Here is a 21,056-nt window from a genome sequence, read left to right on the forward strand (position 1 = left end):
TTTGATCGCGCTTGAGCTGCTTACGCACCAATGGCTTACCGCGTTTGTCGGCACCGTGGATCTGAAAGACACTCTTTGCCAAATCGATCGCAACTGTCGTAATCTCCATAGCGGACGCTCCTTCCGTTCAAGTGGTTGTACGCACTCCCACTTTGGCACATTGATGCCGTTTCAGGTAGGGGCGTCCATCCCATTGACATCCACTCGCTCGGCCACGAGGCGCGCCAACACGGTCACTGCCCCGCCTCGACTCGCAGAATCTCTGATTCCCTCGCCGCTGGCACGACTGGTCTTCGTAGGCTTCGTAGCACGGGCGTTTGCAAGGAGGAAGATCTTGCAGGGCTGCTATTCATGGCCGCCTACGGGCGCGGCCATGAATAGCGTTCGTGATTGGCATGCGAAGGCTTTGGCATCGGGGATGAACAGAAGATCTCTCGAGCTACGATTTCGTTATACCCAGAGATGCGCTACGCATCATCGCCGCATGCATCAACTCTAGCCAAGCAGATCTTCCAAACTGGCACCACGCCACCCCGCCGCATGCCCGGACCGATCGCTATTCGCGCGTGTGCAGGGCACGCGCGAATAGCAGCACCGTAAGATCTTTCTCTTTGCCAACAGGGCTACAAAAAAACGCCAAGCAAGACAGCCGTGCCAGCGATGTGATGAGCTTGAATTACTGCGAGTCGAGCCGAGGCAATCGGGCCGTGCGGGCGCCTCAAAGCCGAGTGGAGCGGACGTCGAAGGTAGGCCCGAACGGGCCGGACGAGACGAGCGAACACGATGTCCGGCGCCCGCGCGCCGGACCGGCTTTGTGAAGCCCGCACGGCCCGATTGCCTCGGCTCGACGTCCAATAAGCACTCCAACCTCACTTACAACCGCTCCTCATGAAAACCTCCAGACGCCTCCGGCTCCCGATAATTCACATACTTGGACAGAAATCCAATACCGGGATTAAAGCAGTTGCAAGGATCCAGCTTCTTATAAAAAGCCTGCAACTGCGGCTTGGCCTGATACAGATGGCCTACATTGTGCTCGGCGGGATATTCGGCGCCTCTGGCATCCAGCAGCTCCAGCATCTGGTGCTCGATCGCCATGCAATCGTGCCCTTTGCGGATGATGTAGTCCTGATGAAAGACATGGCACAGGAAATGACCGTAGTACAGCTTCATCTCGATCGCGTCATCGAACTTGGCCGGTAGACGCTCGAACCAATCGCGGTCGTCCCGTCGCAATGCAATGTCCAACGCGACAATGTCTTCTACCGTCGAACCATGCACGGCCCGATAGCGGACCGCCGCACTGGCGGCAGCAAAGCGATGCAGGAAAGCCTTTCTGCCTTCCTCCTCGGTGCACTCGAAATAGCCGCCTCTACCTTGCGCAAAATACTGGGATAAAAAAGCCTGTGCCTCGGCAACACCTTCGGCCGGGATCTTGAGCATCAAGTGATGCTCATACTCATTGCGATAAGCCAGCAGACGATCCGGTAGATGATTGGGTAGCAATCGGCTGAAAAATTGCATCAGACGGTCGCTGAGATTGGCAGGAAAAATGCCAAGCCGCTCAAAGAACGCATCACACCGATTCTTCAGATTGAAGAATGCCGGCAATCGATCCGTGCCGAAATGCTCGATGATCCAAAAGAGGTCTTTGCCATAACGCGCGGCCACATCAAAAGCATCGCGGTGCACGTATTCGCCAGCAATAGGCAGATGCTCGAATGTACCCAACGCATGACGGCGGATGTCGGTCAATACATTGGTGTCGTTCGTACCGATGTAGAACACCTTGGCGCCACGCGCCGCGGGAAAGGTATCGAGCCTGACGGCGAAGACCATGACCTTGCCCGCAGAGCCCGAGGCCTCGCGCAAACGCAGCGGGTCGGCGTTGTAGCGAGCAGGTGTGGGCGCATCGATGTCGCGGACATGCTTGGCGTAGCCATGATCCGAGGCAGCGCCAGCGTCACGTATCACGTCCTGATCCGAAAACCCGCGATTCTCCAGCTTGGCCAGGATCGCTTCCGGATCGGCCCCAAGCTCGATACCCAGATGATTGACTAGATGCAGTTTTCCGTCTGCGTCGACAGCCCCGTACAGCGCCATCTCAGTATAGGCCGGCCCGCGATTGACGAGGGAACCACCCGAGTTGTTGCACACGCCGCCAATGACCGAAGCGCCGATGCACGAGGAACCGATGACCGAGTGCGGCTCACGCCCCAACGGCTTGAGCAAGCGCTCTAATTGATCGAGCGTCGAGCCCGGCAGACACACCACCTGACGGCCGTCCTCGATCACGTGCACTTTCTTGATGCGGCTGGTGCTGATGATGACGATATCGCGATCGTAGTCCTCGCCATGCGGCGTAGAGCCGCCCGTCAGGCCGGTATTCGAGGCCTGGGCGATGATGGCCACACCTGCCGCGACGCATTGCTGCAGGACTTTCCATTGTTCGACCAGCGAGCCTGGGCGCACGACCGCAAGGGCCTTGCCGCGGCCGAAACGAAATCCGGTGCAATAGCGGCGCATCGCCCGATCATCAGTAAGCACCTGCGAGGCGCCCACAATAGTCGATAGGGACGACAGCAATCGTTGGCGCGCCTCAGGCGTTCGCGCCGCGGTGACCGCCGGCAAGATGACATCAGACATGAATCCTCTCTACATTTGGCATGTCGTTCTTTTTATTGACTGGACCGAGCCAGTTTGGCGTTGAATCGCTCACGCGAGAACGCCATCTATTTGACACCAAATGATAGGGGCGGCGCCAACGTACCGCCTATCCGGGAAATTGAGGGGCTTTGAGGGGCTACGATTAGGACTTATCCGCATAACGCGGACGAGACCAATGTACCGTCGCCTGCAATCCTCCTTCTGCCCGGTTGCTCAACGTTACGGTGGCGCCATCGTTGGCAGCCAGCGTGCGCGCGATGGTCAGCCCTAGACCTACGCCCCCCGTCTCGCGAGAACGCGAGGTCTCCAGCCTGACAAAGGGCTGGAATACGGCCTCGAACATATCCGCAGGCATGCCCGGTCCAGCATCGCACACCTCGACAGCCACCCCATGCTCGTTCGCGTGGGCAGCGACTCGAACCTGATGCCCATACTTCAAGGCATTGTCCACAAGATTCGAAAAAAGCCGCTGCATGGCCAAAGGCCGCAGCATCAACACTGCGCCGCAGCCCTGCTCAAAAACCGCGTCGTGGCCGGTCTCTGCCGCATCCTCAATGATGCTTTCCAGTAATGAGTCCAGATCCAGCGCCACGGGCGCTTCTGACGTGGTGGCGCTGCGAGCAAGATCCAGGCCCTCTCGGACCAGCGCCCGCATCGCCCCCAAATCGGCAATCAGGCGCTCGCGCAGCGCCTCGTCGGTTACGTCCTCGAAACGCAGGCGCAAACGTGTCATGGGCGTTTGCAGATCGTGCGTGATAGCGGCCAACATATGCGTGCGTTCTTCCAGGTGCCGTTGCACACGGCGCTGCATGGCGTTGAACGCATCGGCTGCACGGCGGACTTCCAGCGGACCGCGTAATACCAACGGTGGCCGCTCCAGATTCTGCCCCAGTTCATCGGCCGCATCCGCGAGCTGACGCAGAGGCCGGCTGGCCAGACGCGCCACGGTAAATGCCAGCAATCCGATACATAAGGTGAGCAACGAAATATAAACGGGGTCTGCCGCTAGCGCCTTGACATGCATGATGGGCGGGCCGCCCATGGCCAGAACTAGGGGCGTGCCGTCCTGCAGTTGGATGTGAACAATGCGGCACGTCGGCTCTGGCATGTCAGGATCGAAATTGTCATCGCCCTCGGACTGAGGCAAGAACTCACGCAGCCTGGGCCGGCATGCCGCCTCGTCGGCCGTCTGCACACGGGCCCGGGCAAAACGCGAGTACTGCGACGCCAATACGTGGGCGAACGTCGTGTCCGATTCCTCGGCCCGGACATCGGAAGGCGCCCGATGGATACCGGGTCCGCCCAACTCGATCAACCGCTGCCGCAGTTCCGCCGGACTGTTGTCCAGCATGTTGACGTAACCATGCAAACGATCGGCTGCACGCACCATGTTCTGGTGCGCTTCGTCTTGTTGGCGGCGAGCTTCGGCCAGGACGGTCGCCAGCAATGCTGCGGCCGACATCCCCAACAGCAAGATCAGAAACAGCCGGCCGGCCATCGTGCCGAAGAACCGGCGTAGGCGCTTCATTCCAAGGTGACCGCTGCGGCCAGGACGTAACCTTCGTTGCGCACAGTTTTGATCGGGCCGATACTGCCTCCCGCTGTGCCGAATTTATGGCGCAAGCGGCTGACCTGCAGATCGATGGCGCGCTCTTGACCCTCATATTCGCGGCGCGAGGTCAACGAGGCCAGTTGCTCGCGCGACAGGATCTTGTTGGCATGCCCCACAAATACGCGTAGCAAACGGAATTCCGCCCCGGACAACATGATGACGCGTCCGCCCGGATCCACCAGATGGCGACGCTCCAGATCGAACATCCAGCCCAGAAAATGAGCTCGGCGGATCGCGAGCGGTTCGAGATTGACGGGCAGCGCCTCGGTGCGGCGCAACACATTACGGATGCGCGCCAGCAATTCACGCGGCTCGAAAGGTTTGGCCAGATAATCGTCGGCACCCATCTCCAGGCCCAGCACCCGGTCGATGGCCTCGCCCCGCGCTGTCAGCATGATGACGGGCGTTCTGGATTTGGCCCGCAGGTCCCGGCAGAGCGTCAAGCCGTCCTCGCCGGGCAAGTTCAGGTCCAACACAATCAGATCGATGTGTTCACGGTCCAGGACAGAGCGCATTTCAGTGCCCTGACTGGCGGTAACCACCCGATAGCCTGCGCGGCCTAGTTGTTCGGCCAGCAGGGTCCGGATGTCCACATCGTCATCGACGATGAGTAAGCGGTGCACGCAATATTCCTCGTTCATGGATCGAGAGCATCCATTTTATTCACTTGGTTTGCACGCGATTTTTTTTGTCGAGGTATATCAGGCTCTCTATGCGGCTGATATGTTACGACATAGCCCCGAGCTGCTTTGACAAAGAACGACACACTTCGAGAGTATCGCAGTTGTCGTCTCAAACAAAAAGGCAGCCGTAGCTGCCTTTTTGTTTGCTCGGAGAGATTGCCGCTGGCGTATGGTCGCGCCAGGGCCGTTCCCTCAGTGCGTACTGCGGGTCTGGCGCAATTTGCGTGCTGCCACAGCCTGGGCGGCCAACATGGCCAGCTCGGCTTCGACAACGGCGATATCGGCCTTGTCCTTGGCGTTGCGCAGGGCTTCTTCGGCCTTGGCACGTGCCTCGACGGCACGGGCTTCGTCCAGATCGGCGGCGCGGATGGCCGTATCGGCCAACACGGTCACCGAACCCGGCTGCACTTCCAAGATGCCCCCGGCGACGAAGATGTTTTCCTCGGCGCCATCGGGACGGACAATCTTGACCGTGCCAGGGCGTATGCGCGAAATCAGCGGGGTGTGGCCGGGCAAGATGCCCAGCTCACCCGCCTCGCCAGGCAGGGCCACGAACTTTGCCTCGCCGGCAAAGATCGCTTCTTCTGCGCTGACGACATCCACATGCAGGGTAGCCATATCAGATCCTTATTGCAGTTTCTTGGCCTTCTCGAAGGCTTCGTCGATCGTGCCGACCATGTAGAAGGCCTGCTCGGGCAGCGAATCGCATTCGCCGTTGACGATCATCTTGAAACCACGGATGGTTTCGGCCAGCGGCACGTATTTACCGGGCGAGCCGGTGAAGACTTCGGCCACGTGGAACGGCTGCGACAGGAAACGCTGGATCTTACGCGCACGGGCCACGGCCTGTTTGTCTTCGGGCGACAGTTCGTCCATGCCCAGAATCGCGATGATGTCACGCAGTTCTTTGTAGCGCTGCAGGGTTTGCTGCACGCCACGAGCCACGGCGTAGTGCTCTTCGCCCACGACTTGCGGGTCGAGCTGACGGCTGGAAGAATCCAGCGGGTCCACGGCGGGGTAGATACCCAGTGCGGCGATGTCACGCGACAGCACGACGGTCGAGTCCAAATGCTGGAAGGTCGTAGCAGGCGACGGGTCGGTCAAGTCATCTGCAGGCACGTACACGGCCTGGATCGAGGTGATCGAGCCAGTCTTGGTCGAGGTGATGCGCTCTTGCAGCACGCCCATTTCCTCGGCCAGCGTCGGTTGGTAACCCACGGCGGAAGGCATACGGCCCAGCAGTGCCGAAACCTCGGTACCGGCCAGGGTGTAACGGTAGATGTTGTCCACGAAGAACAGGATGTCACGGCCTTCGTCACGGAACTTCTCGGCCATCGTCAGGCCGGTCAGCGCCACGCGCAGACGGTTGCCCGGAGGTTCGTTCATCTGACCGAACACCATGGCGACCTTGTCCAGCACGTTGGACTCTTCCATTTCGTGGTAGAAGTCGTTGCCTTCGCGGGTACGCTCGCCCACGCCGGCAAACACCGACAAACCGCTGTGCTGCTTGGCGATGTTGTTGATCAGTTCCATCATGTTGACGGTCTTGCCCACACCGGCGCCGCCGAACAGACCGACCTTACCGCCCTTGGCGAACGGGCAGACCAAGTCAATAACCTTGATGCCGGTTTCGAGCAGTTCGACCGAAGGCGACAGTTCGTCGAAACGCGGCGCAGCCTGGTGAATGGCGCGCTTTTCTTCCGAAGCGATGGGGCCGGCTTCGTCGATGGGACGGCCCAGCACATCCATGATGCGGCCCAGCGTGCCGTGACCCACGGGCACCGAGATCGGTGCGCCGGTGCCCACGACGGTCATGCCACGGCGCAGGCCGTCGCTGGAGCCCAGGGCGATGGTGCGTACCACGCCGTCACCCAGCTGTTGCTGGACTTCGAGGGTGAGACCCTTTTCAGCGAACGGCGACGAGTCGTCGGTCAGCGTGAGGGCTTCGTAAATCTTGGGCATGTGATCGCGGGGGAACTGAATATCCACCACGGCGCCGATGCACTGAACGATGGTTCCGTTGCTCATGTCGATTCCTTGCTTGATAGCTTTTTGACGGGATGCAGCCTGCTTACACAGCGGCCGCGCCCCCTACGATTTCCGAAATTTCCTTGGTGATCGCCGCCTGACGGGTCTTGTTGTAGACCAGTTGCAGATCGCCGATAACCTTCTTAGCGTTGTCCGATGCGGCCTTCATGGCAACCATCCGGGCCGACTGCTCCGAAGCCATGTTCTCCGCCACGGCTTGGTACAGCAGGCCTTCGACGTAACGCTGCAACAGATCGTCGATCACGCCCTTGGCATCGGGTTCGTAGATGTAGTCCCAGCTGTAGTTCGATTTGACTTCGGAGATGGCCTCCAAAGTCTCGGCGCCCGTCTGGAATGGGTCTTCCAAGCCACTGGCCAGAGGCAGCAGACGCAGGAACACCGGCTCTTGCTTCATGGTGTTCACGAAGCGGGTAGCCGCCACATACAACGCGTCGATCTCGCCGTTCAGGTAAGCATCGAGCTGGATCTTGATCGCACCCAGCAGACGGTCGAGATCGGGCTTGTCACCCAGTTGGACTTCGTTCGAGACCAGTTTGGCGCCGATACGAGTCAACAGACCCAGGCCCTTGTTGCCGAAAGCCGTCGTCTGCACGGCAATGCCGCGCTGTTCGAATTCTTTCAGCTTGGCCAGCGTGACGCGGCTGATGTTGGTGTTCAAACCGCCGCACAGCCCCTTATCGGTGGTGACCAGCACCACGCCGACCGCTTTGACTTCACGTTCGATCAGGTACGGATGGCTGTATTCGGGGTTGGCCTGCATCAAGTGCGCAGCAATTTCACGCACTTTGTTGGCGTACGGACGGCCCGCGCGCATCCGTTCCTGCGCCTTGCGCATTTTGGATGCAGCGACCATTTCCATGGCCTTGGTGATCTTGCGCGTGTTTTGCACGCTCTTGATCTTGGTTCGGATTTCCTTGATTCCGGGCATTGCGCTTTCCTGTTGTAACGGCTTGGCGGGATGCGGCCGGGGCTCGTCCCCGCCCTACCGTAGGGCGGGGACGAGCCCCGCCGCTACGCCAGACATTGCCTTAAAAAGCACCGTGCTTCTTGAAATCCTGGATGGCGGCAGCCAATTCGGCTTCGTCGTCCTTGGACAGTTCCTTGGTGTCTTCGACACGCTGAATCAGGCCGGCATGCTTGGCCTTGAGTTGATCCTTGAGCGCTTTTTCGAAGGGCAGAACCTGTGCCACGTCGACGTCATCCAGGTAACCGTTGTTGACGGTGTACAGCGTCACGGCCAATTCCCACACTTGCAGCGGCTGGTATTGCGGCTGCTTGAGCAGTTCGACCACGCGCTTGCCGCGTTCGAGCTGACGGCGGGTCGCGTCGTCCAGGTCGGAAGCGAACTGCGCGAAGGCGGCCAGTTCACGATACTGTGCCAAGTCGGTACGGATACCGCCGGACAGTTTCTTGACGACCTTGGTCTGAGCAGCACCACCCACACGCGACACCGAGATACCGGCGTTGATAGCGGGGCGGACACCAGCGTTGAACAGGTCGGTTTCCAGGAAGATCTGACCGTCGGTAATCGAGATCACGTTGGTCGGCACGAAAGCCGACACGTCGCCTGCCTGGGTTTCGATGATCGGCAGCGCGGTGAGCGAGCCGGTCTTGCCCTTGACGGCGCCGTTGGTGAATTTCTCGACGTACTCTTCGTTGACGCGAGCAGCACGCTCGAGCAGACGCGAGTGCAGGTAAAACACGTCACCCGGGTAGGCTTCACGGCCGGGAGGACGACGCAGCAGCAGCGAGACTTGGCGGTAGGCCCAGGCTTGCTTGGTCAGGTCGTCATAAATGATCAGGGCGTCTTCGCCGCGATCACGGAAGTATTCGCCCATCGTGCAGCCGGCGTAGGCAGCCAGGTACTGCATGGCAGCCGAGTCGGAGGCCGAAGCGGCCACGACGATGGTGTATTCCATGGCGCCGTGCTCTTCGAGCTTGCGCACCACGTTGTTGATGGTCGATGCCTTTTGGCCAATGGCGACGTACACGCAGGTGACGCCCTTGCCCTTTTGGCTGATGATGGTATCGACGGCAACAGCGGTCTTGCCGGTTTGACGGTCACCGATGATCAGTTCGCGCTGGCCGCGGCCGATAGGAACCATCGAGTCGATAGCCTTGATACCGGTTTGCAGCGGTTGCGACACCGAGCGGCGGGCGATCACGCCGGGAGCCACTTTTTCGATGATGTCGGTTTCTTTGGTGTTGACCGGGCCTTTGCCGTCGATCGCGACGCCCAGCGTGTTGACCACACGGCCTTTCAGCTCGGGGCCCACGGGGACTTCGAGAATGCGGCCGGTCGTCTTGACCTGGTCGCCTTCGGACACACCGGTGTAGTCGCCCAGAATCACGGCGCCGACGGAGTCGCGCTCGAGGTTGAGCGCCACGCCGAAGACGTTGTTGGGGAACTCGAGCATTTCGCCCTGCATCACGTCGGACAGACCATGAATGCGGGTAATACCGTCGGTCACGGACACGACGGTGCCCTGGGTGCGAATGTCAGCCGAAGCGCCCAGGCCCTCGATGCGGCTCTTGAGCAGTTCGCTGATCTCGGAGGGATTGAGTTGCATATTGACTCCTGGAATCCTGTTTATCTGGCCGTGCGCGCGTCAAGCGGCCAGCGTATCCCGCAAGCGGGCCAATTGGGCTTGTACGGAAGTATCGAGCACCTGGTCGCCGACTGCCACCCGCACGCCGCCGATGAGCGACTTGTCGACGGTGACGCTGGGACTGAGCTTGAGACCGAATTTGGTTTCGAGCGCATCGACCAGTTCTTTGACCTGGGCATCGCTGAGTTCGAACGCGCTGGTGATTTCCGCCTGCGCCGTGCCTTCGTGGCGATTTTTCAACGCGACGAATTGCTTGGCGATGATGGGCAGCAACAGCAGACGATCGTTCGCTACCAGCAGTTCGACAAAATTGCGAACCGCCTGAGGCAGCTGGGTTTTGATCAAGCCGGTAAACAGCTCGACGCGCTGCGCGTCTTCCAATCGAGGATCGGACATTGCTTCGCGCACGTCGGCGTTCTCGGCCACTTGGGCCAGTTCGCCGATCAGATCGGCCCAGGCCGGCAAGCCAGCCTTGTCGTCGCGTGCTGCGCTGAATAGCGCTTCGGCGTACGGCCTGGCGACAGTGGAAAGTTCAGCCATGGCGTTCCCGGATTAAAGCTGCGCCTTGAGCTGGGTCAGCAGCTCGGCGTGAGCGCGGGCATCAACCTCGCGCTTGAGGATCTGTTCAGCACCTTTGACAGCCAGCGCGGCAACATCGTCGCGCAATGCATCACGAGCACGCTGGACTTCCTGCGCGGCATCCTGCGCCGCTTGGGCGATAATGCGGGCGCGCTCAGCCTCGGCTTCGCGGCGAGCCTGTTCGATCAGCGCAGCAGCCTGCTTTTCAGCCTCGATGATGCGGGCATGGTTTTCGGATTTGGCAGAGGCCTCGATCAGACTGACGCGCGCTTGGGCTTGGGCCAGATCGGCCTTGCCCTTCTCGGCGGCGGCCAAGCCGTCGGCGATTTTTTGGCGGCGCTCGTCCATCGCCTTCGTCAGGGGGGGCCACACGAATTTCATCGTGAACCAACCCAGAACGAAGAACACGAGCATCTGGAAAAAGATCGTCGCGTTCAGATTCACGGTCGTTCCCTTTAACACCTTACGGCCCCGGGCGCACTAGTGGCGTCGCGGAGCACTCGATACTTTGCCGACCTGCAGCGGAGGATTCCGCGCACCGCCGGCGTCATGCCCGTCACCGCAGCGACGGGCGTTGCCATGAGCCGTTGGGCTTAGCCTACGAACGGGTTGGCGAAAGCGAACAGCATGGCGATACCCACACCGATCAGGAACGCCGCGTCGATCAGGCCTGCCAACAGGAACATCTTGGTTTGCAGGGCGTTCATCAGTTCAGGCTGACGAGCCGAAGCTTCCAGGTATTTGCCGCCCATCAATGCGATGCCGATGCAAGCGCCGATAGCACCCAAACCGATGATAAGACCGCAAGCGAGAGCAACGAAAGCGACGTTGGTCATGACAACTCCTTGGTTAGAAATCTGAAGTCAAATTGTAAGAAAACGGATACTGCTTGGAATGCAAGAAAACCTTGCGCCCCGGCACGGACAAGGTTGCCCGTGCCGGGAAAAAGGGGTCAATGCCCTTCGTGAGCCTGGCCGAGGTAAACCAGCGTCAGCATCATGAAGATAAAAGCCTGCAACAGCACGATCATGATGTGGAAGATGGCCCACACCGAACCGGCCAGCACATGGCCAATACCGAAACCAACGCTGGCAGCGTTCAGGCCCGTCCAGGCACCGCCCAAGAGAGCGATGAGCATGAACACGAGTTCGCCGGCGAACATGTTGCCGAACAACCGCATCCCCAACGACACCGATTTCGCGGCGTATTCGATCAGGTTGAGCAGGAGGTTGGCAGGCGCCAGCAGCAGCGCACCGATGCCATGAGCATGGAACGGCGCGGTGAAGAGTTCTTTGACGAAACCGCCCGGGTGCTTGATCTTGATGCCGTAGTAGAACATCAGCAGCAGCACGCCCAGCGCCATGCCCATAGGCACGTTCAAGTCGGCGGTCGGGAGAATACGGTGGTAGTAAATGGGATCGCCGTGATGCGCGCCCAGACCCGTCCAGCGCATGATGGAGGGCAGCAGGTCAACCGGGATCAAATCGAGCGCGTTCATCAGGACGATCCAGATGAAGACGGTCAGCGCCAACGGGGCGATGAACAAACGGCTCTTGGCGTTATGGACGATGCCCTTGGCCTGTTCGTCAACCATGTCGACGATCATTTCGACAAAAGCCTGGAAGCGGCCTGGCACGCCAGAGGTCGCACGGCGGGCAGCCATCCAGAGGAATAGAACGGCACACAGCCCCATCAGCACAGACCAGAATATCGAGTCGTAGTTGATGACGTCGAACTGGGCGATAACGGATTGTTTTTCGCCAATATTGTTCAGATGCACCAGATGGTGCTGTATATACGCGGACTGAGGCGATACGTCGCTGGCGGCTGCCATTTGAACCCTACCCTGTTTGCTGTGTGGCCGGCTCTCGCGAACCAACCGTTTGCATGATTTCTAAGCAACTACGACAACTTGCGGAACATCAACAGCAGAAGATAGCCCTTGAGCGTGAAAGCCAGACCCAGCAGCACCGCCGGCCAGACCAGCCAGTCGTGCGCAACTCGAGCCAGCAGCCACAACAGCAATGCCGTCATGAGCAGCTTGAGCATCTCACCGAGGAAAAAGGTAACAGGACTAGCCCGGCCCGATTTGAGCACGTTCACGAGTAACCGCAACGCAAACAATGCGTTGGGTACAAAATACGCCCCTGCTCCCGCCAGCGCTGACCAACCAGCCGCCGTCCCCGCAATGATCCCCGCAATTGCCGCTGCTGCGAGCCCCATGGCTCCCTGCGCCGCCAATACTCTCAAGAGCCCTCGGCAAGCCTGAGCATCAAGTGCCGCGCGATCGGCATCAGTAAGCACCGGATTTTGTTCTACCAGGCTTTGTTGCATCAGGATTCCCCGCTCTTGCGCTTAAAGACGTGCGCGGTGGTTCACCACACGTGTTATCCCGCAAGCGTCAAACCCGTAAAGTATAGCGGGTTTTTCCCTAGTCGGGCAAATCAAAAGATCGCCGGCGGCCAGGGATTTTGTGTCGGACGCAACGATACAACACCGCTGCGTCCAGAACGCTCAATCGCGCTCTACAGGCGGAGGCGCCCAGTGGCCATCCAAGGCCAGAGCTTCAGGCCAATACAGACGCATACTGAGGCTGAAATGCCCCTGCGCCGGCGTCGGCAGCCAGTTCGCCGTCTTGCCCCGCCCCGGGTCATCTGGCGAAATGTAGATATCCAGGGACCCATCCGCGTTGTATTTCAACGGATCCGTACTGCGTACCGTATATCGGCCCGCGCGATTGGGTGCCAGATTATTACTCTCGTTATATAAGGTCAGCGACCACGAAGCATTGACCGGCGGCAATTGTCCCTTGTCAAAGTGGAGAATGTAATCATCGTCGCTGCGCAGCCGCCTGCCGTCGTCGTCGACGGCTGTGACCGGATACAGCGCCTCGTTCGGCGTAGTTGCGCCCAACCCGGCATAGGCAATGGCCGCGCGGCGGACATAGTCGGTGCCATACGTGCCGATACCCGACAACACGGTATTCCAGCCATTCAGGGGCGTGCCCAATCGGGTCACCGTATCGGCGATACGGCGGCCTGCTACGGTGCGGGCCTCCTCCAGCGCCTGCTTCACGGCGGGATCGAGCCGGTCGTAAGAAAAGGGCTGCGGCCCCACCAGGCCGATGCGTTGCATGCGGGTCAGAATGGCGTTGTCGTTATCGTGCGGCGGGTTCGTGCGCAACAACTCGGAAAACAGGGTGAAGAACGTGGCGGGAGACATCGACGCGACTTGCTGCCCGGCAGACCCCTGGGGCTCCCATGTCACATAGGACGTGGATGTCATGGAGGGCGACGCGGAACCCGTCAAGGTGTGGCCCGTACCAGGGATTTGCTGCTGCGGCCAGGTCGCCGGCTTGGCAGCGCCGCGCCTGTACGGCGTCACCAGGTTCGGCGTGGGCGCCGCAGTCGCCACAGGCGTCGCTGTCATGCTCGCCTGAAACTGATTCACTGCCCCGTACTCAGCCGGACCACCGGTCTGGATGCGCGCAATCAGCCAGCCAGTGCCGGTAGGGCTGCGCACGACATCGGTGCCAAATGGCACGTGCCCCTGCCAGTTCGGACCCACGATCATGAAGGCCTGCTCGCCATTGCCGGTCACGCGGGTGCCCCGGGACGCATATTCATCCGACCACATGTCCAGCAGGGATAGCGCGTAGTAGCGGCCACCCGAGGCGGGCACTCGAATGAGCAGAGGCTGATAGGTGACGTCGTACCACAGGTTGGAATACAACATATCGGCGCTCGGCCAACCGACATCGGTGGCGCCGGGCTCCGGGAAAGCGGTTCGATGGCCAAACCGGTTCATCGGCGCCCTGCCCGCCAGCGGATTCTGCACTTGCGTCGAGGCACGTCGGGTCGCCTCCATCAACACCATGGGATAGGCGTAGAGATAGGCGTCAACGGCGATTTCATGCAGCTCTTGGGCCGACACGGCGGGACTGACAACCGGTGTTTGAGACACCATCCGCATCGAAGGCTGCGGCGACTGCGCCCATGCGGCGCATGCAAAACCGGCGCTCAGTGCAACGGTGAGTATGGCTTTGGACCGGCGAGTAGACCGGGAGGCACGGCAGTAAGGCATGGAGGGCTCCTTGTTCGTTATTGGAAAACGAGCCGGCCATCCCGTCTCCAGGATGGCCTCTTCGGCATCACGCGTTAACAGAATAGGCCCGGATAGGATCGCCCGGGGTAACACAAAGGTTACAGGCCGCAACTCCCGTGAGGTGCCATCAGCGATGCTTGAAGACGGGCGGACGCTTTTCCACGAAGGCAGCCATGCCTTCTTTTTGGTCTTCGGTGCCGAACAGCGAATGGAACACGCGGCGCTCGAACAAAAGGCCCTCGTTCAGCGAGGATTCGAACGCGCGGTTGACGCATTCCTTGGCCATCATGACCGAGGGCAACGACATCGAGGCGATCACCGTCGCCGCCTCGATCGCCTCGTCCAGCAGTTTGTCCGCCGGCACAATGCGGGACACCAGCCCGGCGCGCTCGGCTTCCTCGGCGCCCATCATGCGGGCCGTCAGCGCCAGATCCATGGCCTTGGCCTTGCCCACGGCGCGCGGCAGGCGCTGCGTCCCGCCGGCCCCGGGAATGACACCCAGCTTGATTTCCGGCTGGCCGAATTTGGCCGTGTCAGCGGCAATGAGGATGTCGCACATCATGGCCAGCTCGCAGCCGCCACCCAGGGCGTAGCCCGAGACTGCGGCGATGACGGGTTTGCGGATACGCTTGAGGGTTTCCCAATTGCGGGTAATGTATTCGCTGCCGTAGACATCCATGTACGACCAGTCTTTCATGGCGCCGATATCCGCGCCGGCGGCAAACGCCTTTTCGCTGCCGGTGATGACGATCGCGCCTATGCCCTCGTCAGCCTCGAACGCCAGCAGGGCGGCGCCCAGCTCATTCATCAATTGGTCGTTGAGTGCGTTGAGCGCCTTGGGGCGGTTCAACGTCAACAAACCCACCCGGCCACGGGTCTCTACCAACACAAACGACTCGCTCATCAACTGTCTCCTGAATAAGTGCAAGTAAGATAATGCAATGGACACACCCGTAATTTACCGCCTCGAGCCCCACGATCCCGCCGGCCATCGCTATCGGATTACCCTGACGATACCGGAGCCCGATCCGGCCGGCCAGCGCCTGGCCCTGCCGGCCTGGATCCCGGGCAGCTATCTGATCCGCGATTTTTCACGCCAGATCGAAACCCTGCGCGCCCGCGCCGGCGGCCGGCCGATCGCTGTGACCAAATCGGACAACCATACTTGGCAAGTCGCTCCGTGTACGGGGCCGCTGCAAGTGGACTACATTGTCTATGCCTGGGACTTATCCGTGCGCGGCGCGCATCTGGATGAAAGCCACGGTTTTTTCAATGGGACCAGTGTTTTCCTGCGCGTAGAGGGCCAGGATCACAAACCGTGCTTGCTGGACCTGGCGCCGCCCCGCGGCATCGACGGCTGGAAGGTCTATACCAGCCTGCCCGAGGCGCGAGGCTATCGCGGCGCGGCACGTCGGCACGGATTCGGCCTGTACCGCGCGCCCGATTACGATGCCCTGATTGACCATCCGGTGGAAATGGGCACACCCCAGGTTGCCCGCTTTACCGCCCACGGCGCCGAGCACGAATTGGTCTTTACGGGCGTGATCCCGAAACTGGACCTGGCCCGCATCACCGAAGACGCCCGCCGCATCTGCGAAACGCAGATCGCGTTTTTCGAACCTCGCACCAAACGTGCGCCATTCCTGGACAGCAGCGATCGCTATGTGTTCATGACCATGGTCGTCGGCGATGGCTACGGCGGCCTGGAGCATCGCGCCAGCACGGCGTTGATGGCCTCGCGCAAGGATCTGCCTGTCATCGGCCAACAGGGCCAAGGCGAAGGCTATCGTACGTTTCTGGGCTTGGTCAGCCACGAGTATTTCCACACCTGGAATGTCAAACGGATCAAACCGGCCGCCTTTGTGCCCTACGGTCTGCAGCAACCGGACCTGACAAGGCTGTTGTGGGTGTTCGAAGGGTTCACCTCGTATTACGACGACCTGATGCTGTTGCGCTCGGGAACGATAGGCTTGCCCGACTATCTGCGTCTGCTGGGCAAGACCATCACCGGCGTGGCGCGCTCGCCAGGACGGCACAAACAATCCGTGGCGGAGAGCTCGTTCGACGCCTGGACCCGCTATTACAAGCAGGACGAGAACTCGCCGAACGCGCTGGTCAGCTATTACACCAAGGGCTCATTGGTTGCTCTGGGCCTGGATCTGCTCATCCGCCGCGACAGCGCCGGGACGCACTCGTTGGACGATGTCATGCGGCTACTGTGGCAACGTTATGGCCGGGCCTTTTATCAAGGTCAGGCTCAAGGTCTGGGCGAGGATGACTTGCCTGCCCTGATCCGCGAAGCCACGGGCGTCGATACCCGCCGCTTTATCACGCGCTATGCCTACGGCACCGCCGACGTGCCGCTGGCCGAACTGCTCGAACCTCACGGCATCGCCATGAACTGGAAAGCCGCGCTCAACATCCCATCGCTGGACGTGCGCACGCGCAAGCAAGGCGACACGTTGACGCTGGCAACGGTGCTGGAGGGCGGGGCTGGCCATAAAGGCGGCTTGTCCGCAGGCGATGTGCTGGTCGCTGTTGACGGCCTGCGTGTCGACGCGCCTGCGGGGCTGGATCAGTTGCTCGCCCAATACCGGCCCGGAGAACGCGTGACGGTTCACGTGTTCCGGCGCGACGAATTGCGCGCATTCCAGGTCAGGCTGGCCGCGCCCGAACCGCTGGATTGTGTATTGACGACGGCGGCGTAAAGCCTCGCCAGAGGGCAATGGAAACAGGCGCCGTGCGAGACTTAACCTGGGCTCGACACGGGGCGCTGCTCTTGCCCGATTTCTACGGCGGCACGTAAAAAGGGCGCCAGCGCCCGCCGCCCGCCTTGCCTATGGGTCACGGCATAGACCATGCCGTTGACCACATTGGCGGGCAAGGCACACGCCGCAATACGATCGCCAAATTGCTGGCAGGCCGAACGCGGCACCAGGGCCACGCCCAGGCCCGCTTCAACCAGTGCCAATTGCGCCGGCACCTCGGCAACGGTCTGGGCCACCCGAAGCGCTACCCCTGCCTGTGCGCAAGCCTGCGCCAGCGCACGCGCGAACCCCGAGGTCTCCTGGCGCAACATCACAAACGTCTCATCGGCCAGATCCGCAAGCTTCAGGCGCCTACGGTTTGACAAGGCGTGCCCGCGTGGCAGTGCCGCCATCACCGGATCTGACCACAAGGGCATGGACTGCAACACATCATCATCGACTTTGGTCCGAGAGATGCTGACGTCGATGCGATGCCCTCGCAAGGCCTCAAGCTGCGCGGCCGGATTCATCTCGTTCAGCAACACCGAAACCTGAGGATGCCTCTGCGTGTAACGCGCAATCAACGCCGGCACCGGCCCCATGAAGTGGGAACCGGACAGGCCGATCTCGATGCGGCCGGCCATCCCCTGCTCCACATCGCGCGCCCGCAGCGTCGCATCGGCAAGACGGCCCAGCGTGAGACGCACATCATTCAGGAAGGCCGCGCCCGCCTCGGTCAAAGCCACCCGCCGGTTGTTCCGATCAAACAGACGCACATCCAGCTCTCGTTCCAGCTGCGCAATCTGCAGGCTCAACGGCGGCTGCGAAATATGCAACCGCGCGGCGGCACGGGTGAAGTTCAGCTCTTCTGCCAATACGGCGAAGTAACGGAGTTGGCGTAGTTCCATGAGATGAACCGTCAAAGAGGTGATATCGAACAAGATCGCCGCGGAACGTCCCACGTGATCACGTCGAATAATTTGCCAAAGATATCAAATAAGACAAAAACGATATTGGAAACTATTGTTCTACAGGTTCAAAATGGACCCGACCCCTCCCTGTAAGACGCAGAAAAACACTACGAGACGCCGATGCAAAAGCTATTTGCAGCCACCCTCCTCGTTGCGATGACCCTCACAGCCCAGGCGGCGGACGATTTCCCTGCCCGCACGGTGACAATGGTCGTTCCCAACCCTCCCGGCGGGCTCGTCGATACCTCGGCACGCATCGTCGCCGAACCTCTGGGCACCGCGTTGGGTAAACCCGTGGTCGTGGAAAACAAGGACGGCGGCAGCGGCAATATCGCCTATCAAGCCGTGGCCAGATCCCAGCCCGATGGCTATACGCTGCTGGTCTCGTATTCCGCCTATCACGTGGGCAACCCCAATCTGAGCAACAATCTGCCTTGGGCGCCGAAAGACTTTGTGCCGGTGGGTCTCATTACGATTTCGAGCAACGTGATCGCGGTCAATCCTGCCAAAATCAAGGCCGCCACGCTGACAGACTTTATCAATGAGGTGAAACAGTCACCAGGCGCAATCAACTATGCCTCGCAGGGCGTAGGCTCGGTGTCTCACCTGGGAACCGAGGTCTTCAAGCAACAGACCGGGGCGAACATGACGCACGTTCCCTATCGCGGCTCTGGCGCCGCGATCAAGGACGTATTGGCGGGCAATGTCCAGGTTTTCATCACGACGCCCCCGTCTGTCATGGGCCATGTGCAAACCGGCAAACTGCGAGCGCTGGCCGTCACCAGCGACAAGCGCCACCCCATGTTGCCCGACGTACCGACAACCGCCGAAGCCGGCTTGCCCGGCTATCAGTTGGAGTCGTGGGTCGCATTGTTCGCGCCGGCCGGCACACCCCAGCCGGTCATCGACAAGCTGGCGGCCAGCGTCGAGGCCGCACTCAAACAAGCATCTACTCAGCAAAACGCGCAAGCGGCCGGTATCGAGGCCCGTTTCGAAGGGCCAGCGACACTGCAAAAACGGGTCGATACCGAACTGGCTTATTGGAAACGTACCGTGGCAGAGGCTGGCATTACCGCTGAATAACACGCTGGCGATCAGCCCCTTTCCACTGTTTTGACATCACGACTTCTATGTCCCGCCCTGCTGGGCGGCAGGGCGCCTTGCGCCTTTTTTCTGGAGATTTCATATGACTTCATCGCCCCGTACCATTCGGATCGGCCAAATCGTTCCGAGCTCCAATACCACCATGGAAACGGAAATCCCGGCAATGCTGCGCCGACGCGAAGCCTTTGCCCCCGAGCGCTATACCTTTCACTCCAGCCGTATGCGGATGAAGCAGGTCACGGCTGCCGAACTGGCCTCGATGGATAAAGAGTCCGACCGCTGCGCACAAGAGCTGTCTGATGCGCGTGTCGATGTGCTGGGCTATGCCTGCCTGGTGGCCATCATGAGCCAAGGCCTGGGATATCACCGAGTCTCCCAGGAACGTTTGCATCAGGCAACCGTAGACAATGGCGGGCCTGCTCCGGTCATCTCCAGCGCAGGCGCGCTGGTCGAAGGCCTGCATGCCATCGGCGCGCGCAAGGTCGCGATTTTGACCCCCTACATGAAGCCCCTGACCAAGTTGGTCGTGGACTACATCGAAAATGAAGGCATCGAAGTGCACGACAGCGTATCGCTGGAAATCCCCGACAATCTGCAGGTCGGCGCACAAAACCCCTTGGCGCCAGCCGAGCACGTCAACCGCCTGAACACGCGTGGCGTGGACGCTGTCGTTCTTTCAGCCTGCGTACAGATGCCCTCGCTGGCCTCGATTCAGCCGGTGCAGGACCGGCTGGGCCTGCCGGTGATCACGGCCGCTGCTGCAACGGTCTATCGCATGTTGCAGGTACTGCAGCTGGAGACGCGCGTTCCGGACGCGGGTGAACTGCTGACCGGCAAATACTGAGGCGCGAGTTGGACAGCCCGGTGGGCAGGCGCATGGCGCCCGCCTACGTCTTCGCGCGATGAACGGGTAGACAGCCTCATCTACCCGCCTCATCACTGTGTGCCGCGTTCCCAGCGGCGTTGAATTGCCTTGGCGGCGACCACGCCGTCGGCCATCGAGGTCACGACGCAGGGATGCATGCGGTTGGCGACTTCTCCGATGGCGTAGGCGTCGGGCACGGTGGTCTCGGCCGTAGCGCTGTGGGTCTGGATATAACCACGCTCGCCATACTGCAGACCCAGCCCTTCGGCGAACGCCGCCTGCGGCTCCCAGCCGTAAAAGACGAGGATAAGGTCATAGGCGCGCCCGTCAACGGTGCGTGCCACGGGGTCGACTTGATAGGGGCCGACGCGCACGCCGTCTTCGCCCGCTCGGGCGACCCACTGCTGCTGCGCGCGCACGCTGCGCGCATACAGATGTACGTCGCGCGCGCCCCGGTTGCGCACATAGACAAAGTTCTCGTAGGCGTTGTCGCCCCCGCCGAGCACAGCGACGGACAGGCCCGTGTAGTCTTGCGCCACGATGGATGAGCCCGGACCGATAAATACGCCGGGCCAGGTAGCGCCGGCCGGATGTCCGGGCAAGCCACGCGCCCGCACGCCAGAGGCTATCACCAAAGACCGGCCGGACACGGTTTCCGTGCCACCGCCTGCCATACCAATGTCCACCTCGAAACCGCTCTCGACGCGGTGAGCTTGCTGCGCGCGAGCCGTCAACCGCACAGGCACCTGGGCTGCCCGCACGCTTTCGGCGATATTGGCCGCCGTCTGCTGGCCGGTCACCCCCGGCAAAACCGCGATCCAATCGTCGGCAAAGGGGTTATCGTTACCCAATCCTCCCAGGCGTGAACTCGCCTCGATCAGCAAAGGGGACAAACCCAGGCGAGCCAGCCAAATCGCGCACGAGGCGCCGGCCGGACCGCCGCCCACGATGATCGCGTCATATTGCTGCATGGTTGTCGTATTCCGTGTGTCGATATCCCGCGCCCACCCGGCCAAACCGAGGGGCATATGGGCGGAATTGTAGCGATAGGCGCCGGTCGCCTTAC

Annotated in this window: 19 protein-coding genes and 1 pseudogene; 3 read left to right on the top strand and 17 right to left on the bottom strand. The window is 60.9% G+C overall.

What is annotated here, in order from left to right:
- The 15 genes and pseudogenes from CAL20_RS25810 to CAL20_RS24540 all read right to left on the bottom strand — a co-directional run.
- Nucleotides 1-109: pseudogene (locus CAL20_RS25810) on the bottom strand (IS110 family transposase); the annotation flags it as partial.
- A 764-nt stretch (nucleotides 110-873) separates the two neighbouring features.
- Nucleotides 874-2,646 carry a D-lactate dehydrogenase gene (dld, locus tag CAL20_RS24475; RefSeq protein WP_094839309.1) on the bottom strand — a complete coding sequence of 591 codons (1,773 nt, stop codon included), beginning with the start codon at nucleotides 2,644-2,646 and terminating at the stop codon, nucleotides 874-876.
- A gap of 163 nt (nucleotides 2,647-2,809) precedes the next feature.
- Complete coding sequence (locus CAL20_RS24480; protein WP_094824270.1) at nucleotides 2,810-4,195, bottom strand: ATP-binding protein; 1,386 nt, start codon at nucleotides 4,193-4,195, stop codon at nucleotides 2,810-2,812.
- On the bottom strand, nucleotides 4,192-4,902 hold the full coding sequence (locus CAL20_RS24485) for a response regulator (RefSeq protein ID WP_303396045.1): 711 nt from the start codon (nucleotides 4,900-4,902) through the stop codon (nucleotides 4,192-4,194). Before CAL20_RS24485 ends, CAL20_RS24480 begins: the two co-directional genes overlap by 4 nt.
- 252 nt (nucleotides 4,903-5,154) lie before the next feature.
- Nucleotides 5,155-5,580 carry a F0F1 ATP synthase subunit epsilon gene (locus CAL20_RS24490; protein ID WP_094824268.1) on the bottom strand — a complete coding sequence of 142 codons (426 nt, stop codon included), beginning with the start codon at nucleotides 5,578-5,580 and terminating at the stop codon, nucleotides 5,155-5,157.
- 9 nt (nucleotides 5,581-5,589) lie between these two features.
- A complete protein-coding gene (gene atpD, locus CAL20_RS24495) occupies nucleotides 5,590-6,990 on the bottom strand; it encodes a F0F1 ATP synthase subunit beta (RefSeq protein ID WP_094824267.1) in 1,401 nt (466 codons plus the stop codon).
- Between the two features lie 43 nt (nucleotides 6,991-7,033).
- Nucleotides 7,034-7,939: a F0F1 ATP synthase subunit gamma gene (gene atpG / locus CAL20_RS24500; protein ID WP_094824266.1), complete on the bottom strand. Its 906-nt coding sequence runs from the start codon at nucleotides 7,937-7,939 to the stop codon at nucleotides 7,034-7,036.
- A 100-nt stretch (nucleotides 7,940-8,039) separates the two neighbouring features.
- Entirely contained in the window at nucleotides 8,040-9,581 is a 1,542-nt protein-coding gene (atpA, locus tag CAL20_RS24505; protein WP_094824265.1) for a F0F1 ATP synthase subunit alpha, read from the bottom strand.
- Between the two features lie 39 nt (nucleotides 9,582-9,620).
- Nucleotides 9,621-10,160: a F0F1 ATP synthase subunit delta gene (locus CAL20_RS24510; protein ID WP_094824264.1), complete on the bottom strand. Its 540-nt coding sequence runs from the start codon at nucleotides 10,158-10,160 to the stop codon at nucleotides 9,621-9,623.
- Between the two features lie 12 nt (nucleotides 10,161-10,172).
- Nucleotides 10,173-10,643 (bottom strand): F0F1 ATP synthase subunit B, encoded by a 471-nt coding sequence (locus CAL20_RS24515; RefSeq protein ID WP_094824263.1) that lies wholly within the window; start codon nucleotides 10,641-10,643, stop codon nucleotides 10,173-10,175.
- Between the two features lie 149 nt (nucleotides 10,644-10,792).
- Entirely contained in the window at nucleotides 10,793-11,035 is a 243-nt protein-coding gene (gene atpE, locus CAL20_RS24520; protein ID WP_003815363.1) for a F0F1 ATP synthase subunit C, read from the bottom strand.
- A 116-nt stretch (nucleotides 11,036-11,151) separates the two neighbouring features.
- On the bottom strand, nucleotides 11,152-12,033 hold the full coding sequence (gene atpB, locus CAL20_RS24525; RefSeq protein ID WP_094824262.1) for a F0F1 ATP synthase subunit A: 882 nt from the start codon (nucleotides 12,031-12,033) through the stop codon (nucleotides 11,152-11,154).
- Between the two features lie 68 nt (nucleotides 12,034-12,101).
- Nucleotides 12,102-12,533: an ATP synthase subunit I gene (locus CAL20_RS24530; RefSeq protein ID WP_094824261.1), complete on the bottom strand. Its 432-nt coding sequence runs from the start codon at nucleotides 12,531-12,533 to the stop codon at nucleotides 12,102-12,104.
- A 180-nt stretch (nucleotides 12,534-12,713) separates the two neighbouring features.
- Nucleotides 12,714-14,282 carry a DUF1254 domain-containing protein gene (locus CAL20_RS24535; RefSeq protein ID WP_094824260.1) on the bottom strand — a complete coding sequence of 523 codons (1,569 nt, stop codon included), beginning with the start codon at nucleotides 14,280-14,282 and terminating at the stop codon, nucleotides 12,714-12,716.
- 148 nt (nucleotides 14,283-14,430) lie between these two features.
- A complete protein-coding gene (locus CAL20_RS24540) occupies nucleotides 14,431-15,207 on the bottom strand; it encodes an enoyl-CoA hydratase (protein WP_094824259.1) in 777 nt (258 codons plus the stop codon).
- 37 nt (nucleotides 15,208-15,244) lie between these two features.
- Here CAL20_RS24540 and CAL20_RS24545 point away from each other — a divergent pair, with 37 nt between their 5' ends.
- Complete coding sequence (locus tag CAL20_RS24545; protein ID WP_094839310.1) at nucleotides 15,245-17,011, top strand: M61 family metallopeptidase; 1,767 nt, start codon at nucleotides 15,245-15,247, stop codon at nucleotides 17,009-17,011.
- A gap of 41 nt (nucleotides 17,012-17,052) precedes the next feature.
- Here the strand turns inward: CAL20_RS24545 and CAL20_RS24550 are convergent, their stop codons facing one another.
- Nucleotides 17,053-18,012, bottom strand: a complete 960-nt coding sequence (locus CAL20_RS24550) for a LysR substrate-binding domain-containing protein (protein WP_256981755.1) — start codon at nucleotides 18,010-18,012, stop codon at nucleotides 17,053-17,055.
- A gap of 129 nt (nucleotides 18,013-18,141) precedes the next feature.
- Here CAL20_RS24550 and CAL20_RS24555 point away from each other — a divergent pair, with 129 nt between their 5' ends.
- The gene (locus tag CAL20_RS24555) at nucleotides 18,142-19,104 is read left to right on the top strand and encodes a Bug family tripartite tricarboxylate transporter substrate binding protein (RefSeq protein WP_094824257.1); all 963 of its coding nucleotides are present in this window, start codon (nucleotides 18,142-18,144) and stop codon (nucleotides 19,102-19,104) included.
- Between the two features lie 103 nt (nucleotides 19,105-19,207).
- Entirely contained in the window at nucleotides 19,208-19,969 is a 762-nt protein-coding gene (locus CAL20_RS24560) for a maleate cis-trans isomerase family protein (protein WP_094824256.1), read from the top strand.
- Nucleotides 19,970-20,061: 92 nt separating this feature from the next.
- On the opposite strand, the gene CAL20_RS24565 is transcribed toward CAL20_RS24560, so the two are convergent.
- Nucleotides 20,062-20,961: an NAD(P)/FAD-dependent oxidoreductase gene (locus tag CAL20_RS24565; protein WP_094839311.1), complete on the bottom strand. Its 900-nt coding sequence runs from the start codon at nucleotides 20,959-20,961 to the stop codon at nucleotides 20,062-20,064.
- Between the last annotated feature and the right edge of the window lie 95 nt (nucleotides 20,962-21,056).

This window comes from Bordetella genomosp. 4 (assembly GCF_002261185.1).
Classification (GTDB): domain Bacteria; phylum Pseudomonadota; class Gammaproteobacteria; order Burkholderiales; family Burkholderiaceae_B; genus Bordetella_A.